We start from the raw sequence: 16,774 nt of genomic DNA on the forward strand, positions 1-16,774 counted from the left end.
CTCTACCCTGAGCCGACGCGCGCCGGAAGCGCCCGCCGGCTATTTGGCTATTGGATGGACATGGATCGCGAACATCTCCTCAAGCGCCTCGGCTTCCGCGCCTGGCATCGCGGTACACGCGAGGCGGACTATCTGATCGGCGGCTTCTTCGATCGATATTCGCCCGGCTGGGGCGAGGCGGAGCTGGGGTGGTTCGAGGCGCTGCTGGTGGAGGACGATGTCGATGTCATGGCCTGGGCGATGGGCACGCAGCCGGTGCCGGAGGCGTATGACGGGCCGCTGATGCGGGCGATGCAGACGCTGGACTACGTGCCGCTGCCGGGGACTCCGGCCTCGCGGGCGCATTGATGGATTTGCGCGATACCCCCACCCCGTTCGCACTGAGCCTGTCGAAGTGCGTGCCCCAAGCGCGGCGCCTGCCGCACGTCCTTCGACAAGCTCAGGACGAACGGGGTTTGGGGTTGCTTCCATTTCGAACGGTGTAATTTGGCGGACAATCTCTCCCAAATCCTCAAGGCCACCAAGCCCCTCACCCTCTCGGCCGTGCCGCCGGGCTTCCTGCCGTGGCTGCTGGCCGACCTCGCGCGCGCCGCGAAGAGCCGCGCCGTGTTCGTCGCCGCCGACGATATCCAGATGCGCGCCGTCAGCGACGCCGCCGCCTTCTTCGCGCCGGAGCTCACCACGCTCGCCTTCCCGGCGTGGGATTGCCTGCCCTTCGACCGCGCCTCCCCCTCGCTCAGGTCCTCCGCCGAGCGGCTGGCGACGCTGCAGGCGCTCCAGAAGCCCGCCAAGGGCCCCACCCTGCTGGTGACCACGGTCAACGCCGCGACCCAGCGCACCCTCACCCCATTCCGCATCCGCCAGCTGGTCGCGAAGCTCGCGCCGGGCGAGCGGATCGATCGCGACAAGCTCGCGCATCTGCTGCAGGCCAACGGCTATGTCCGTACCGACACCGTCGCCGATCCGGGCGAATATGCGGTGCGCGGCGGGCTGGTCGATCTCTGGCCGTCGGGCGAGGAACTGGCGCTACGCCTCGACTTCTTCGGCGACGAGATCGAGAGCGTCCGCCGCTTCGACCCCGCCGACCAGCGCACCGTCGATCGCGTCGACGGCTTCACCCTGCTGCCCGCCAGCGAGGCTTTGCTCGACGAGGACAGCATCAAGCGCTTCCGCTCCGGCTATCGCGAGCGCTTCGGCGCCACCGCGACCGGCGATCCGCTCTACCAGGCGGTGAGCGATGGCCGCCGCCTCGCCGGCATGGAGCATTGGCTGCCGCTGTTCGAGGAGAAGCTGGCGACCCTGTTCGATCACCTCTCCGACGAGGACGTGATCATCCGTGATTCGGGCGCGCCGGCGGCGGCGCAGAACCGCTTCGAGGCGATCGCCGACTATCACGCCAACCGCGTCCGCGCGCAGTCGAGCGATCCGGGCAGCTATCGCCCGCTCAAGGCCGACACGCTGTATCTCTCCGAGCAGGAGTGGGAGCAGCAGATCGCCGACCGCCCGCTCCACCTCAGCACGCCCTTCCGCGAGCCGGAGAGTGCGACCGTGCTGGATTTCGATGTGGAAGGCCCGCGCGACTTCACGCCCGAGCGCACCGCGCAGGAGAATGTCTACGAGGCGGTCGCGGCGCATTCGCGCAAGCTGCATCGCGACGGCCGCAAGCTGATCCTCGCCAGCTACTCGATCGGCTCGCGCGAGCGGCTGGCCGGACTGCTGGCGGATCACGGGCTGGATCGGCTGGAACTGGTCGACAGCTGGCAGGAGGCGCTGGGCGCGGCCAAGGCGAGCGCGAAGGGCGCGGTGGCGCTCACCGTCCTGCCCCTCGATCACGGCTTCACCACGCCCGAGGTCGCGCTGCTCACCGAGCAGGACATGCTGGGCGATCGCCTCGTCCGCCGCCAGCGCCGCAAGAAATCCGCCGACGCCTTCATGCAGGAGCTGGCGACGCTCTCGCCCGGCGACCTCGTGGTGCACGTCGATCACGGCATCGGCCGCTACGAGGGGCTGACCTCGATTCCCGTCAGCAAGGCGCCGCACGATTGCGTCCAGCTCGAATATGCCGGTGGCGACAAGCTCTATGTGCCGGTCGAAAATCTCGAAGTCCTGAGCCGCTACGGCGCGGATAGCGAGGGTGTCGGCCTCGACAAACTGGGCGGCGTCGCGTGGCAGGCGCGCAAGGCGAAGATGAAGGAGCGCATCCGCGAGATTGCGGGTGAGCTGATGGCCACCGCCGCCGCCCGCGCGCTCCGCCCCGCCGAGGTGCTCGATCCGGACGCCGCCTACCCCGAATTCGTCAACCGCTTCCCCTACGAGGAGACCGAGGATCAGGACCGCGCGATCGTCGACACGCTGGAGGATCTGACCGCCGGCAAGCCGATGGACCGGCTGATCGTCGGCGACGTCGGCTTCGGCAAGACCGAGGTGGCGTTGCGCGCCGCCTTCGTCGCGGCGATGGCGGGGCAGCAGGTCGCGGTGGTCTGCCCGACCACGTTGCTCGCGCGCCAGCACTACCAGAATTTCGTCGCGCGCTTCGAGGGCTTCCCGCTGCGCATCGGCCGCCTCTCGCGCCTCGTCCCCGCCGCCGAGGCCAAGGCGACGCGCGACGGCATCGCCGACGGCACGATCGACATCGTCGTCGGCACCCACGCGATCATCGCCAAGCAGGTGGAGTTCAAGCGGCTGGGCCTCGTCATCGTCGACGAGGAGCAGCGCTTCGGCGTCACCCACAAGGAGCGGCTGAAGGCGATGAAGGCGGACGTCCACGTCCTCACCCTCACCGCCACGCCGATCCCGCGCACGCTGCAGATGGCGATGTCCGGCCTGCGCGAACTGAGCGTGATCCAGACCCCGCCGGTCGATCGCCTCGCGGTGCGCACCTATGTGATGCCATGGGACCCGGTCGTGGTGCGCGAGGCGCTGCTGCGCGAACATTATCGCGGCGGCCAGGCCTATTTCGTGGCACCCCGCGTCAAGGACCTGCCCGACATCGAGAAATTCCTGCGCGACGAGGTGCCGGAGATCACCTTCGTCACCGCGCACGGCCAGATGGGCGCCACGGAAGTCGAGGACAAGATGTCCGCCTTCTACGATCGCAAGTACGACGTGCTGCTCTCCACCACGATCATCGAGAGCGGCATCGACATCCCGAGCGCCAACACGATCATCCTGCACCGCGCGGATCGCTTCGGCCTCGCCCAGCTCTACCAGCTGCGCGGGCGCGTCGGTCGTTCCAAGACGCGCGCCTATGCCTACTTCACCACGCCCGCCGGCCGGATCACCACCGAGAGCGCAGAGAAGCGCCTGCAGGTGCTGGCGAATCTCGACAGCCTCGGCGCGGGCTTCCAGCTGGCGTCGCACGATCTCGACATCCGCGGCGCGGGCAATCTCGTCGGCGACGAGCAATCGGGCCACATCAAGGAGGTCGGCTTCGAACTCTACCAGTCGATGCTGGAGGAGGCGATCGTCATCGCCAAGTCGGGCGGCACCGAGATCCCCGAATCGAAGACCGATTTCTCGCCGCAGATCACGGTGGATGCGCCGATCCTCATCCCAGAGGAGTATGTGCCCGATCTCGACCTGCGCATGGGCCTCTATCGCCGGATGAACGAGATCGAGGACAAGGGCGGCATCGAGGCCTTCGCAGCCGAGATGATCGATCGCTTCGGGAAATTGCCGGAGGCGACGAAGAACCTGATCGACGTGATCGGCATCAAGCTCGATTGCAAGAAGGCGCGGATTTCGCGGCTGGACGTGGGTGCCAAGGGCGCGCTGGTCACGTTCGCCGACGGCGGCTTCCCCAACGTGAAAGGGCTGCTCGCTTATCTGGAGCGGCTGAAGGACACGGCCAAGCTGCGCCCGGATCAAAAGCTGGTCATCACCCGCAACTGGGTCGACCCGGCCGCGCGCCTGCACGGCGCGACGCAGCTGGCGAAGGGGCTGGCGAAAGCGGCGGGGTAGCGAACCCCAACCCCGTTCGTGCTGAGGAGCCGCTGAGCCTGTCGAAGCGGCGTCTCGAAGCACCTGCACAGGCCCTTCGAGACAGGCCTTCGCCTCCGCTTCGCTCCGCTCAGCCCCTCTTCAGGGCGAACGGATCTTGGAATGTCAGAGCATCTTCCCGATCCGCTGGAGCACGCCGCAGAGCGAAACCGCCATCACCGAAAACAGGGTCGCGCCCACGATCTGAACCAGCATATGTCCCCCGACATGTCCTTTTGCCGGACACCTGATAACGGATAATGGTTAACCGGTCGTCATGCTGCAGCTGCGAAGCGCTCTGTTCAGCGCATCAACGCATCCACCGGACAGAACGGCTCCGTCCCGATTTCGCTTCGCGCTAAAGGCTTGCTCCCTGCCCCGCATCCCGCGAAAGGTCTGGCCATGGCAATATTATCCGACCGCTGGATTCGCGAGCAGGCGCTGAACCATGGCATGATCGAGCCCTTCGTCGAGGCACAGCGGCGCGAGGGCTGCATCAGCTACGGCCTGTCCAGCTACGGCTACGATGCGCGCGTGGCCGACGAGTTCAAGATATTCACCAACATCGACAGCGCGGTGGTGGATCCCAAGGATTTCGCCGCCAACAGCTTCGTCGATCGCCAGACCGACTGCTGCATCATCCCGCCCAACAGCTTCGCGCTGGCCCGCACGGTGGAATATTTCCGCGTGCCGCGCGACGTGCTGGTGATCTGCCTCGGCAAGTCCACCTACGCCCGCTGCGGCATCATCGTGAACGTGACCCCGCTGGAGCCGGAGTGGGAAGGCCATGTCACGCTGGAATTCTCCAACACCACGCCGCTGCCCGCCAAGATCTACGCCAACGAGGGCGCGTGCCAGTTCCTGTTCCTCAAGGGCAACGAGCCCTGCGAGACGAGCTACGCCGATCGCGCCGGCAAATATATGGGCCAGCGCGGCGTGACGCTGCCGCGGCTCTAGGGAAGTTCGACCGGCATCGTCTTCCGTTCGACGAACTCGCGCCACAGCATCACAAGTACCGCCATCGTCGCCGGGCCGACGAACAGGCCGAGCAGCCCCAGCGTCTCCACGCCGCCCAGGATGCCGATCAGCACCCAAATGAAGGGCAGCCGGGTCGCGCCGCCGATCAGCACGGGGCGGATGAAATGGTCGGCGAGGCCCACCACCGCGAAGCCGATCACGTTGATCAGGATCGCGCCCGTCACCGAATCCTGGGTGAGCAGCGCGAAGGCCGCAACCTCGAACATCACCGCCGCGCCGAAGGGAATCATCGCCGCGATCGCGGTGGCGATGCCGAGTAGGATCGGGTGCGGCACGCCGAGCAGCACATAGACCACGGCCATCACCGCACCCTCGCCCAGCCCGACCAGCACCAGCCCGTCGATCGTGCCGCGCACCGACTGGATGACCTGCCGTCCGATCCGCTCTCCGGAAGGGCCGAACAGCCGGTTGCTCGCGGCGCGCAGCTGCGCGACGAGCAGATCGCTGTCGCGTAGCAGGAAGAACAGGGCGATCAGGGTGAAGGCGAAGATCACGCCCGAATGGACGATGGCACCACCGATCTTCTGCGTATGTCGGAGCAATTGCTGCTGATCGAAGCGGGCAAGCTCGGCCTGCGTCGCCTCGGGCGTGGCGAGATGCTCCTGCCACCAGGCAACCGCGGCATCACGCTCGAACGGCAGTGAGGATAGCCAGTGTGGCACCGGTACGCCGGTCTCCCGAGCCATGTAGAACCAGTGCATCAGATCCTTCACCTCGGCGATCGCGCGGAACAGGCCGAGACCGACCGGGATCACCACAAGCAGTCCAATGCCGAGCGTGAAGATTGCCGGCATCACGGCTCCCTTGCGAAAGCGCGGCCAACGGCTGACCGCGCGTTCGTAAAGCGGCATGAAAGCGATCGCGAGCACCGCCGCCCAGATCAGCGCCGGCAGAAAGGTGTGCGTGATCCAGATACCGAGCGCGAGCAGCACCAGCGCCAGGATCAGCCGTGCGCGTTTCTGTCCGGGCAAGGGCTCGGTGCCGGCGACGGGTTCACCCATGGATCAACGTCTCCCCTGATGCCGGATGTTCGCCGGCCTGCCGCGCTTGCCGACCGGCCGCCGCCCGTCACGGCGGATCAGCCGGCGGCCCGGCATGTGGTTGGCCCCTTCGGCCAGTTCGAAGCGCAACGCACCGGAGGCGACATTGGCCTCCACCAGCCGCAGCGTCAGCCGCTGGCCGACATGGTAGCGCTCGCCGCTCTCCTCGCCGATCAGGCTGTGCGTCGCCTCGTCGTGGTGGAAACGCTCGGCGCCCAGCGTCGAGACGGGAACCAGCCCGTCGCCGCCCAGCCCCTCCACGGTGGCGAAGAAACCGAAGCGCTGCACGCCCGTGATCCGCGTCTCGACCAGTTCGCCCACCTTTGTGGAAAGATAGGCGGCGATGTAGCGGTCGATCGTCTCGCGCTCGGCCTCCATAGCGCGACGCTCGGCCTGGCTGATCTTTTCGCCGAGCTCCTCCATATGGTTGGTGTCGTGGCTGGAGAGCCGCGTCTCCTCCGCCGCCGGATCGAGCAGATACGCCCCCACCAGCGCGCGATGGACGAGCAGGTCGGCATAGCGGCGGATCGGCGAGGTGAAGTGCGCGTAGCTGCCCAGCGCCAGGCCGAAATGACCGACATTGTTGGGGCTGTAGACCGCCTGCATCTGGGTGCGGAGCACCTGCGTCATGATCTCGGGGCGCTCCAGCCGGTCCTCGATCAGGTCCAGGATATGGTTGAACGTCTTGGGCCGTACCACCTGCCCCAGCGCCAGCGACACGTCGAAGGTGGCGAGATAGTCCTTGAGCGCGACCAGCTTCTCGCGGCTCGGCGTCTCGTGGATGCGGTACATGACCGGCGCCTGCTTCTTCTCCAGCGCCTTGGCCGCCGCGACGTTGGCGGCGATCATGAAATCCTCGACAACCTGATGCGCATCGAGACGCTCGCGGGCACTCACCGAAGCGATGCGTCCCTTCTCGTCGAGCATCACGCGTTGCTCGGGCAGATCGAGCGCCAACGGCTCGCGCCGGTCCCGCGCAGCCTTGAGGAGAGACCAGGCGCTCCACAGGTTCTTCAGCGCATCCAAAATCGGTCCGTTCGCACTGAGCGAAGTCGAAGTGCGGGCTTCAGGCGACTCGCTTGCTGCACGTCCTTCGACTTCGCTCAGGACGAACGGGGTGTTTGAGGCTGGCGAAGAAACGGAATCGATCGCCGCCTGCGCATCCTCGTAGGCGATCACCGCCGCGATCCGCACCACCGCGCGGGCGAAGCGGAAGGCCTTGATCTCGCCCTTCGCGTCGATCGTCAGGTGGCAGGCCATCGCCGCGCGGTCCGCCCCCTCGCCCAGCGAGCAGACGTCCGCCGACAATATCTCCGGCAGCATCGGCACGACGCGATCGGGGAAATAGACCGAATTGCCGCGCTTGCGCGCCTCCCTGTCCAGTGCGGTGCCGGGGCGGACGTAGAAGGAGACGTCGGCGATGGCGACGATCGCCTGCCAGCCGCCTTCGTTTCCGGGATGATCGTCCTGAGCGGCCCAGATCGCATCGTCATGATCGCGCGCATCGGCCGGATCGATCGCGACGATCGGCAAGTGGCGCAGATCCTCCCTGCCCTCGCCCAGCGGCTGCTTCGCGGAGCGATCCGCCTCTTCCAGCGCTGCCTCGGAGAATATGTCCGGAATACCGAACTTGTGGATCGCGATCAGCGAGAAACTGCGCGGCGCAAAAGGATCGCCGAGAATCTCGGTCACGCGCGCCATGATCTTCGGCGGACGCCCTGCCTTCTCGGCCAGCACCAGATCGCCGACATCGGCTTCCCCCACGTCCGAGATCGGCAGATCGTGGCGCTCGCGCTTGTCCACGGGCTTGAGCCACAGCCGATCGCCCTCCTTGTGGACGACGCCCAGCACCAGTTCCTCGCCCCGCGCGAGCTTCTTCATCGGGTGGGCGACCCATCCCTTGCCCGCCTCCTCGGTGCGCGCGAGGATGCGGTCACCCACGCCCAGCGCCGCGATTCCGCGTCCACGCCGCTCCATCACGCGCAGGCGCGGCGCGGGGAGTCCTTCCGCTACCCAATGTTCAGGGGTCGCGATCACCTGGCCGTCGTCGACGTCGATGACGCGCAGCACCGTCACCTTCGGCACGCCGCCCATCTTGTGAAAGGCCCGCCCGGGCCCGCCGTCGATCAGGCCCTCGTCGGCCATGTCCTTCAGCAGCGCCTTGAGCTGGATTTTCTCATTGCCCTTCAGGCCGAAGGCACGCGCGATCTCGCGCTTGCCGGCGGGCTGATCGCTTTCCTCGATGAAGCGGAGGATCTGGTCGCGGCTCGGCAGGCCGGGGACGACTTTGGGCTTGGACATCACAAGCGGGTCTAGACGCTGCGAAGCGCTGCGTCACCTCTGGGCAGACGGCACCGAAAGGCGTATCGCTCGTTACGGACGGGGAACACCCCGCCATCACCAACAGGAGGACATCTGGATGCGTCTGTTCGCACTCGTCGCCGCCGCAACGCTCGTCACCGCCGGCCTCTCCGCCGCGCCCGCCGCCGCCCGGCCGAACCACTGGCACGGCCATGGTCATGGCTGGCACGGCAACGGCCATGGCTGGCACGGCGGCGGCCATCATCGCCGTTGCACCACCACATGGCGCCACCATCACCGCGTTCGCCGCTGCTGGTAAGCGGGATTGAAGGCGGGGCGCCGCCCGGTCAGCGACCGAGCGGCGTCCACGCCTCATCGTCGGAAAGAGGCGAGAAAATCGTATCGATCATCTGATCCGTGACGCCGTCCGGCGTCGCAGGGTTCCAGACAGGCTTGTTGTCGCGATCGACCAGCAGGGCGCGCACCCCTTCCGCGAAGTCCGGCCGCTGGATGACGTGGACCGCCACGCCATATTCGGCACGCATCTCGTCGGCGAAGTCGGTGCGCTCTCGCCCGTCCTTGACCAGCCGCAGGCACACCTTGCAGGTCTGCGGCGATTTCTTGCCGAGCGTGCGCAGTTGCGCCTCCGCCCATTCGGACTTGTCGGCCGCCAGCGCGGCGAGGATGTCCTCGTAGCGATCGGCGACGAATAGCCGTTCGATCTCTTCGGCTCGGGCGAGGATACCGGCGGCCGGCGGCTCGATCGCCGCCTCGTCCAGCAGCCGCCCGACCGACTGTGGATCGGCCGCGATCGCCGCCTTCAGCGCAGGCAGGTCCTCGGACGGGATGTAGTGCGTGCAGATGCCGAGCGCGACGCACTCCGCCCCGTCCAGCCGCGCCCCGGTCAGCGCGAGATATTCGCCGAAGTGACCTGGCAGGCGCGAGAGATACCAGCCGCCGCCGACATCGGTGAACAGGCCGATGCCCGTCTCCGGCATGGCGAACAGGGTGTTCTCGGTGGCGATGCGATACTTGGCCGGCTGCGAGATGCCGACGCCGCCGCCCATCGTCACGCCGTCCATGAACGCGACGACCGGCTTGGCATAGGTGAAGAGCAGATGGTTGAGGCGATATTCCTCGTGGAAGAAGGCGCGCGCCGCGACTGCGTCGCTAGCCAACTGCACCACGTCGCCGCCGGCGCAGAAGCCGCGCCCTTCGGCATGGTCGATCAGCACCACCTCGACCGCCTCGTCGCCGCGCCAGCCCTGCAGCGCCGCGATCATCGCGATGCACATCGGCTGCGTCAGCGCGTGAATGGCGCGCGGCCGGTTGAGCCTCAGCCGTCCCGCCTTGCCGTCGACCTGCGTCAGAACCTCGTCAGTCACTCCCCCGTCTCCTCAGATCGTCGATGCAGCGTTGCGCCGTCTTGCCATCCCAGTTGGCCGGCCGCGCGCGTTCGGAGCGCGGCTGGGCCAGTGCCTCCGTCAGGGCCTCCAGCAAGGTCGATGCGTTCACCAGCCGGTTGGTGCCCTGCGTGATCGTGATCGGCCGCTCGGTATTCTCGCGCAGCGTCAGGCAGGGGATGCCGAGATAGGTGGTTTCTTCCTGGATGCCGCCCGAATCGGTGATCGCGGCGGTGGCGCCGGCGACGAGGCTCATGAAGCGCACGTACGGGAGCGGGCCGGCCAGCTTGACGCCACCCTGCTCGAGCCTGGCATCCAGCCCGGCGGCGGCCAGTCGCTGCGCGGTGCGCGGATGGACCGGGAAGACCAGCGGAAGCGTCGCCTGCACGGCCAGCAGAGCCTCGACCAGCGCGGTCAGCGCCTCGGGCGTATCGACGTTCGACGGGCGATGCAGCGTCACCACGCCGTAGCGTTCCGGCAGACCCAGCGCGGCCGGCTCGGCCGCCGCCTCGATCTTGGGGCGGACCAGCTCGAAGCTGTCCATCATGATGTTGCCGACATTGGTGATCCGTGCGGGCGAGCAGCCTTCGCTAAGCAGATTCTCGTCGCCGTCGGGGGACGGCGTCCACAGCACGTCGGCGATGGCATCGACCGCCAGCCGGTTGATCTCCTCGGGCATGTCGCGGTCGCGCGAGCGCAGGCCCGCCTCCAGATGCACCGTCGGGATACGCAGCTTGGTGCCGACCAGCCCGCAGGCCAGCGTGGAATTCACGTCGCCGACGATCACCAGCCAGTCGGGCCGTTCCGCGATCGCGATCTTCTCATAGGCGATCATCACGTTGCCGGTCTGCTCGGCATGGCTGCCCGACCCGACGCCGAGATGATGGTCGGGCTGCGGCAGCGACAGGTCCGCGAAGATCGCGTCGGACATGTTGGCGTCGTAATGCTGGCCGGTGTGGATCAGCACCGGCTGGAAATCGGGCGCGGCGGTGAGCGCGTGCCAGAGCGGCGCCACCTTCATGAAATTGGGCCGCGCCGCGGCGATCAGGTGGACGCGCTTGGGAGAGGTCATGCGGGCCACCCTAGCCTGAGCCTGTGACAATGCCACTGAGTTTGAGGGTTAACCGGGATGCTAAAACCCTAACCGTTCGTGCCGAGGAGCCGCTGAGCCTGTCGAAGCGGCGTCTCGAAGCACATGCCTTGCGCATACCCTTCGAGACGGGCCTTCGACTTCGCTCAGACCCTCCTCAGGGCGAACGGGTGTTTCTGAGTTACTCGAACTCGAGGATCACCTGGTCGATCGCCAGGCTCTCGCCCTCTCCCGCCGCGACCTTGCTGACCACCGCCGTTTTCTCGGCGCGGAGCATGTTCTCCATCTTCATCGCCTCGACGGTGGCAAGCGGCTGGCCGGCCTCCACCGTGTCGCCGAGCTTCACCAGCAGGCGGGTCAGCAGGCCCGGCATCGGCGAGACGAGGAACTTGCTCATGTCCGGCGGGATCTTCTCGATCATGTGCCGACGCAGCGCCGCCACCGCCGGGCGCATCACCTGCACAACGCGCGCTCTGCCGGCCGTCGTGATGGTCATCGCGTTGCGCTTGCGGGCGACGCGCAGCGTGATCGGCTGCCCGTCCACCTCCGCCTCGACCAAGGTCGCGCCCGGCCGGTAGCCGAGCGTGAGGCTCACGCTCCTGCCATCCACCTCGGCGCAATCCGCCTCCAGCTCGACCTCATGCTCCGCGCCATCGATGCGGACCACCCAGTGCGATCCCGCCTCCAGCGGCGTGCCGAGCTGACCATCGACATGCAGCGAGCGGGCAGAGTCCGCCTGCGTGATGGCGGCGGCAACGGCGGCGACCGCCTGCGCATTAGCGTTCGTCTCGGGCGCGCCGTGGAAGCCTTCGGGATATTCCTCGGCGATGAAGCCCGTCGTGATGTTGCCCGAACGGAAGCGCTCGTGCTGCGACAGCGCCGAGAGGAAATCCATGTTGGTGCCGACGCCCGCGATCTCATACGCATCCAGCGCGCCGATCTGCAGGTCGATCGCCTCCAGCCTCGTCGGCGCCCAGGTCACCAGCTTGGCGATCATCGGATCGTAGAACATCGAGACCTCGCCGCCCTCCTCCACGCCGGTATCGACGCGGACCACGGCGGTATCCGAACGGCTCTCCCTAGGCGGATTGTAGCGGGTCAGCCGCCCGGTCGAAGGCAGGAAGTTGCGATACGGATCCTCGGCATAGACGCGCGTCTCGACCGACCAGCCGTTGATCCCGACATCCGCCTGCGTGAACGCCAGCTTCTCGCCATAGGCCACCCGGATCATCTGCTCGACCAGATCGAGCCCGGTGATCTCCTCGGTGACGGGATGCTCCACCTGCAGGCGGGTGTTCATCTCGAGGAAGTAGAAGCTCTGGCCGGTGGTGTCGGCGCCCGAGACGATCAGCTCGACCGTGCCCGCGCTATAGTATCCCACCGCCGCCGCCAGCGCGACCGCCTGCTCGCCCATCGCCTTGCGCATCTCCGGCGAGACGAAGGGCGACGGCGCCTCCTCGACGACCTTCTGGTGGCGGCGCTGGATCGAGCATTCGCGCTCGTTCAGATAGACGATGCTACCGTGCTGGTCGCCCAGCACCTGGATCTCGATGTGGCGCGGGCTCTCGATGAACTTCTCGATGAACACGCGGTCGTCGCCGAAGGAGGCGAGGCCTTCGCGCTTGGTCGCCTCGAAGCCCTCGCGCACGTCCTGCTCGCTCCACGCGAGGCGCATCCCCTTGCCGCCGCCGCCGGCAGACGCCTTCATCATCACCGGATAGCCGATGTCGTTCGCGATCTTCACCGCATCATCGGTGGTCGCGATCTCGCCGAGGAAGCCGGGGACGACGTTGACGCCGGCCTGCTTGGCGAGCTTCTTCGATTCGATTTTGTCGCCCATCGCGGCGATGGCGTTCACCGGCGGGCCGATGAAGGCGATGCCGGCATCCTTCAGCGCCTTGGCGAAGCTCTGCCGCTCGGAAAGGAAGCCGTAGCCGGGGTGGACGGCCTCGGCGCCGGTCGCCTTGCAGGCCTCGACGATCGCGTCGGCGAGCAGATAGCTTTCGGCGGCCGGCGGCGGCCCGAGCCGCACCGCCTCGTCCGCCATCTTCACATGCGGGCTGAGCGCATCCGCATCCGAATAGACCGCGACGGTCTTGATGCCCATCTTCTTCGCGGTGCGGATGACACGGCAGGCGATCTCGCCGCGATTGGCGATCAGGATTTTCTTGAACACCCGTTACCCCTTGATCGAGAAGAATAAATAGCCGCCAGCTTCGCCATCGGGGCCAATGCGATACGCAACGTCGACGCTCTCATGCTGAGCGAAATTCCGATATCGTTCGATACGATGCTCATCGCGAACATAGGCAAGGACCACTCCAGCCGCGTAATGAGATTCGTCCTTATCAACGACGTCGATATCGCCCCGTGCAGAACTCAGCGTGCTTTCGAGATTGTGGATCGTGGCGGCGTGCCATGCGCGCTTGAATTCAAACGAATAAGATCGCTTCTCACCATTAAGCCATAGGTCCGCGCGGCCAGGCCGCTTTCGACGCCGATCACTTTGATCTCGCTTGATGATTTCATACTCGTTAAGAGTGAGGAAACCTGATCGAGCTGCTGCGGAAGACAAGAATCCGACCGCCGACACCTCATTGAAATTGAAGGGAGATTCTTCAATCTCTTCAAGATATCGACAGTAGAGACGATCGGCCTCTCGCAGCCAGATCTCCCAATCAGATAAAACGCCTTTGCGGCGCTTATCCGATTTCAGGCACTCGAACGACATCTACTCGGCCGCTTCCAGATGCGCCTGCTCCACCCGCATCGGCACGATGCCGAGCTTGGCGAAGAGGGCGGCGTCGCGGTCGTCGCCGGCGTTTCCGGTGGTCAGCAGCTTGTCGCCGGTGAAGATCGAGTTGGCCCCCGCCATGAAGCAAAGCGCCTGCGTGCTGTCCGGCATGCTCTCGCGGCCGGCCGACAGGCGCACCATGCTCTCCGGCATCGTGATCCGCGCCACCGCGACCGTGCGGACGAACTCGATGTCGTCGATCTTCGCCGAGGGTACATCCTTCAATATGTCGCCCAGCACCGTGCCCGCCACCGGCACCAGCGCGTTGATCGGCACCGATCCCGGATGCACCGGCAAGGTCGCCAGCGCGTGGATGAAGCCGACCCGATCGCCGCGCGTCTCGCCCATGCCCATGATGCCGCCCGAGCAGACGTTGATCCCCGCCCCGCGCACATTCTCCAGCGTGTCGAGGCGATCCTCGAAGGTCCGCGTCGAGATCACGTTGGCGTAATTCTCCGGCGAGGTATCGATATTGTGGTTGTAGTAATCGAGCCCCGCCTCGCCCAGCTTGTGCGCCTGATCGGGCGTCAGCATGCCGAGCGTCATGCAGGTCTCCATCCCCATCTCGCGCACGCCCCGGATCATCGCGGCCAGCGCGGGGATGTCCTTGTCCTTGGGGTTGCGCCAGGCGGCGCCCATGCAGAAGCGGGTCGAGCCATGATCCTTGGCCTGCGCCGCCGCCTGCAGTACCTGCTGGACCTCCATCAGCTTGGTGGCCTTCAGCCCGGTCTCGGCGTGGGCGGACTGGTTGCAATAGCCGCAATCCTCGACACAGCCGCCGGTCTTGATCGACAGCAGCGTCGAGAGCTGCACCTCGTTCTCGGGATGGTGCCGCACATGCACGTCGTGCGCGCGCGCCACCAGATCGAGGAAGGGCAGGTCGAAGAGATCGGCAATCTCCTCGCGGGTCCAGTCGTTGCGCATCACGCGGCTTTCTCTTTCTCGCTCTCGGGCGGCATGTTGTGGCCCAACAGCTTCAACACCTCCGCGGCCGCATCCGCAAGGTTGGTTCCCGGCCCGAAGATCGCCGAGACGCCCGCGTCGTAGAGCGCCTGATAGTCCTGCGCGGGGATCACGCCGCCGGCGACGACCTTGATGTCGCTCCGCCCCTTCTCGCGCAGCAGGTTGATGAGTTCGGGGATCAGCGTCTTGTGCCCGGCCGCGAGGCTGGAGGCGCCGACCACGTCGACATCCTCCGCGATCGCGACCTCCACCGCCTCGGCCGGCGTCTGGAACAGCGGGCCGGCGACGATGTCGAAGCCGAGATCGCCGAACGCCGACGACACGAGGTTGGCGCCGCGATCGTGGCCGTCCTGCCCCATCTTGGCGACGAACATCTTGGGCTTGCGGCCCTTACGCCGCTCCACCGCCGACACGCCCTCGATCAGCCCGACCCAGCGCACATCCTCGCCATAGGCGCCGCCATAGATGCCCTTCACTGGCGTGGGGCTAGTGCCGTAGCGGCCGAACACCGCCTCCATCGCCGAGGAGATCTCGCCCAAGGTCGCCCGCTTGCGCGCACATTCGACGGCGAGCCCGAGCAGGTTTTCCTTGCCCCGCGCCCCTTCGGTCAACGCTGCGAGCGCCGCCTGGCACGCCGCCTCGTCGCGGCCCGCCTTCACCTTCTCGATACGCGCGATCTGCGCGGAGCGGACGGCGACATTGTCGACATCGAGGATGTCGATCGGGTCTTCCTTGTCCTTGGCATATTTGTTGACGCCGACGACGACCTCCTCGCGGCGATCGATCCGCGCGGCCTTGGCGGCGGCGGCCTCCTCGATCATCGCCTTGGGCCAGCCCGCCGCGACGGCCTTAGCCATGCCGCCCTCGGCCTCCACCTTCTCGATGATCTCCCAGGCGCGATCGACGAGTTCCTTGGTGAGGCTCTCGATGTAGTAGCTGCCGCCGAGCGGATCGACGACGTTGCACATGCCGGTCTCCTCCTGGATCACCAGCTGGGTGTTGCGGGCGATCCGGGCGGAGAAATCGGTCGGCAAGGCAATGGCTTCGTCGAGGGCGTTGGTATGGAGGCTCTGGGTGCCGCCCAGCATCGCCGCCATCGCCTCGATCGTGGTGCGCATGACGTTGTTGTAGGGATCCTTCTCGGTCAGCGAGACACCCGACGTCTGGCAATGGGTGCGCAGCATCTTGGAGCGCTCGTCCTTTGCGCCCAGCTTGGTCATCACCCGGTGCCACAGCACGCGCGCGGCGCGCAGCTTGGCGATCTCCATGAAGAAGTTCATGCCGATCGCGAAGAAGAAGCTCAGGCGGCCCGCGAACTTGTCGATATCGAGCCCGCTCGCGACGCCGTATTTCACATATTCCGCGCCGTCCGCGATGGTGAACGCAAGCTCCTGCACCTGCGTCGCACCGGCCTCCTGCATGTGATAGCCGGAGATCGAAATGCTGTTGAATTTCGGCATGTTGCGGGACGTGTATCCGAAGATATCGGAGATGATCCGCATCGATGGTTCGGGCGGGTAGATATAGGTGTTGCGGACCATGAACTCCTTCAGGATGTCGTTCTGGATGGTGCCGTCCAGAAGCTCCTGGGGAACGCCCTGCTCCTCGCCCGCGACGATGAAGAAGGCGAGGATCGGGATCACCGCGCCGTTCATCGTCATCGACACGGACATCTTGTCGAGCGGAATGCCGTCGAACAGGATCTTCATGTCGTCGATCGTGTCGATCGCCACGCCCGCCTTGCCGACATCGCCGGTGACGCGCGGATGGTCGCTGTCATAGCCGCGATGGGTAGCGAGATCGAAGGCGACCGAGAGGCCCTTCTGCCCCGCCTTGAGGTTGCGGTGGTAGAAGGCGTTGGATTCCTCGGCGGTGGAGAAGCCGGCGTACTGGCGGATCGTCCACGGCCGGCCGGCGTACATCGAGGCACGCACGCCGCGCGTGAAGGGCGCGAAGCCCGGCAGGCCGGGTTCCCAGCCTTCGACATCTTCCTCAGTATAGAGAGGCTTGACATCGATTCCTTCCGGCGTGTGCCAGGTCAGGTCCTTGCCCTTCACCTCCTTGTCGGAGGCGGCCTGCCATTGATCCAGCGTCGGCTTGTCGGTCACTTCCTGAAACTCCGCCAAAATCCCCGTTCGTCCCGAGCGTAGTCGAGGGACGTGCATCG

Annotated in this window: 12 protein-coding genes; 4 read left to right on the top strand and 8 right to left on the bottom strand. The window is 66.4% G+C overall.

Annotated features, from left to right (window positions below; all coding sequences use genetic code 11):
• Nucleotides 1-60: 60 nt before the first annotated feature.
• From HZF05_RS19295 to dcd, 3 genes are all read left to right on the top strand, one after another.
• A complete protein-coding gene (locus HZF05_RS19295; protein ID WP_160364109.1) occupies nucleotides 61-348 on the top strand; it encodes an FAD assembly factor SdhE in 288 nt (95 codons plus the stop codon).
• A 138-nt stretch (nucleotides 349-486) separates the two neighbouring features.
• Nucleotides 487-3,960, top strand: a complete 3,474-nt coding sequence (mfd, locus tag HZF05_RS19300; RefSeq protein WP_160364110.1) for a transcription-repair coupling factor — start codon at nucleotides 487-489, stop codon at nucleotides 3,958-3,960.
• Nucleotides 3,961-4,380: 420 nt separating this feature from the next.
• Nucleotides 4,381-4,935 (top strand): dCTP deaminase, encoded by a 555-nt coding sequence (gene dcd / locus HZF05_RS19305; RefSeq protein WP_160364111.1) that lies wholly within the window; start codon nucleotides 4,381-4,383, stop codon nucleotides 4,933-4,935.
• Here dcd and HZF05_RS19310 read toward each other — a convergent pair.
• Together HZF05_RS19310 and HZF05_RS19315 are read right to left on the bottom strand one after the other, a co-directional pair.
• Nucleotides 4,932-6,017 (bottom strand): AI-2E family transporter, encoded by a 1,086-nt coding sequence (locus tag HZF05_RS19310; RefSeq protein WP_160364112.1) that lies wholly within the window; start codon nucleotides 6,015-6,017, stop codon nucleotides 4,932-4,934. The two genes, dcd and HZF05_RS19310, sit on opposite strands and share 4 nt — an antisense overlap.
• A 3-nt stretch (nucleotides 6,018-6,020) precedes the next feature.
• Nucleotides 6,021-8,357 (bottom strand): ribonuclease R family protein, encoded by a 2,337-nt coding sequence (locus HZF05_RS19315; protein ID WP_160364113.1) that lies wholly within the window; start codon nucleotides 8,355-8,357, stop codon nucleotides 6,021-6,023.
• Between the two features lie 118 nt (nucleotides 8,358-8,475).
• Here HZF05_RS19315 and HZF05_RS19320 point away from each other — a divergent pair, with 118 nt between their 5' ends.
• Entirely contained in the window at nucleotides 8,476-8,676 is a 201-nt protein-coding gene (locus HZF05_RS19320; protein WP_160364114.1) for a hypothetical protein, read from the top strand.
• Nucleotides 8,677-8,704: 28 nt separating this feature from the next.
• Here HZF05_RS19320 and HZF05_RS19325 read toward each other — a convergent pair whose 3' ends face one another.
• From HZF05_RS19325 to scpA, 6 genes are all read right to left on the bottom strand, one after another.
• Nucleotides 8,705-9,742: a 3-hydroxyisobutyryl-CoA hydrolase gene (locus HZF05_RS19325; protein WP_160364115.1), complete on the bottom strand. Its 1,038-nt coding sequence runs from the start codon at nucleotides 9,740-9,742 to the stop codon at nucleotides 8,705-8,707.
• Nucleotides 9,735-10,832 carry a non-hydrolyzing UDP-N-acetylglucosamine 2-epimerase gene (wecB, locus tag HZF05_RS19330; RefSeq protein ID WP_160364116.1) on the bottom strand — a complete coding sequence of 366 codons (1,098 nt, stop codon included), beginning with the start codon at nucleotides 10,830-10,832 and terminating at the stop codon, nucleotides 9,735-9,737. The genes HZF05_RS19325 and wecB overlap by 8 nt, the downstream gene beginning before the upstream one ends.
• Before the next feature lie 199 nt (nucleotides 10,833-11,031).
• Nucleotides 11,032-13,026 carry an ATP-binding protein gene (locus HZF05_RS19335; protein WP_160364117.1) on the bottom strand — a complete coding sequence of 665 codons (1,995 nt, stop codon included), beginning with the start codon at nucleotides 13,024-13,026 and terminating at the stop codon, nucleotides 11,032-11,034.
• A 3-nt stretch (nucleotides 13,027-13,029) separates the two neighbouring features.
• Nucleotides 13,030-13,581, bottom strand: a complete 552-nt coding sequence (locus tag HZF05_RS19340; RefSeq protein WP_160364118.1) for a hypothetical protein — start codon at nucleotides 13,579-13,581, stop codon at nucleotides 13,030-13,032.
• Nucleotides 13,582-14,568 carry a biotin synthase BioB gene (bioB, locus tag HZF05_RS19345; protein ID WP_160364119.1) on the bottom strand — a complete coding sequence of 329 codons (987 nt, stop codon included), beginning with the start codon at nucleotides 14,566-14,568 and terminating at the stop codon, nucleotides 13,582-13,584.
• Nucleotides 14,568-16,772: a methylmalonyl-CoA mutase gene (gene scpA, locus HZF05_RS19350; RefSeq protein WP_181638924.1), complete on the bottom strand. Its 2,205-nt coding sequence runs from the start codon at nucleotides 16,770-16,772 to the stop codon at nucleotides 14,568-14,570. The genes bioB and scpA overlap by 1 nt, the downstream gene beginning before the upstream one ends.
• Between the last annotated feature and the right edge of the window lie 2 nt (nucleotides 16,773-16,774).

Origin of the sequence: Sphingomonas chungangi, from assembly GCF_013778325.1 — a bacterium.
GTDB lineage: Bacteria > Pseudomonadota > Alphaproteobacteria > Sphingomonadales > Sphingomonadaceae > Solisphingomonas > Solisphingomonas chungangi.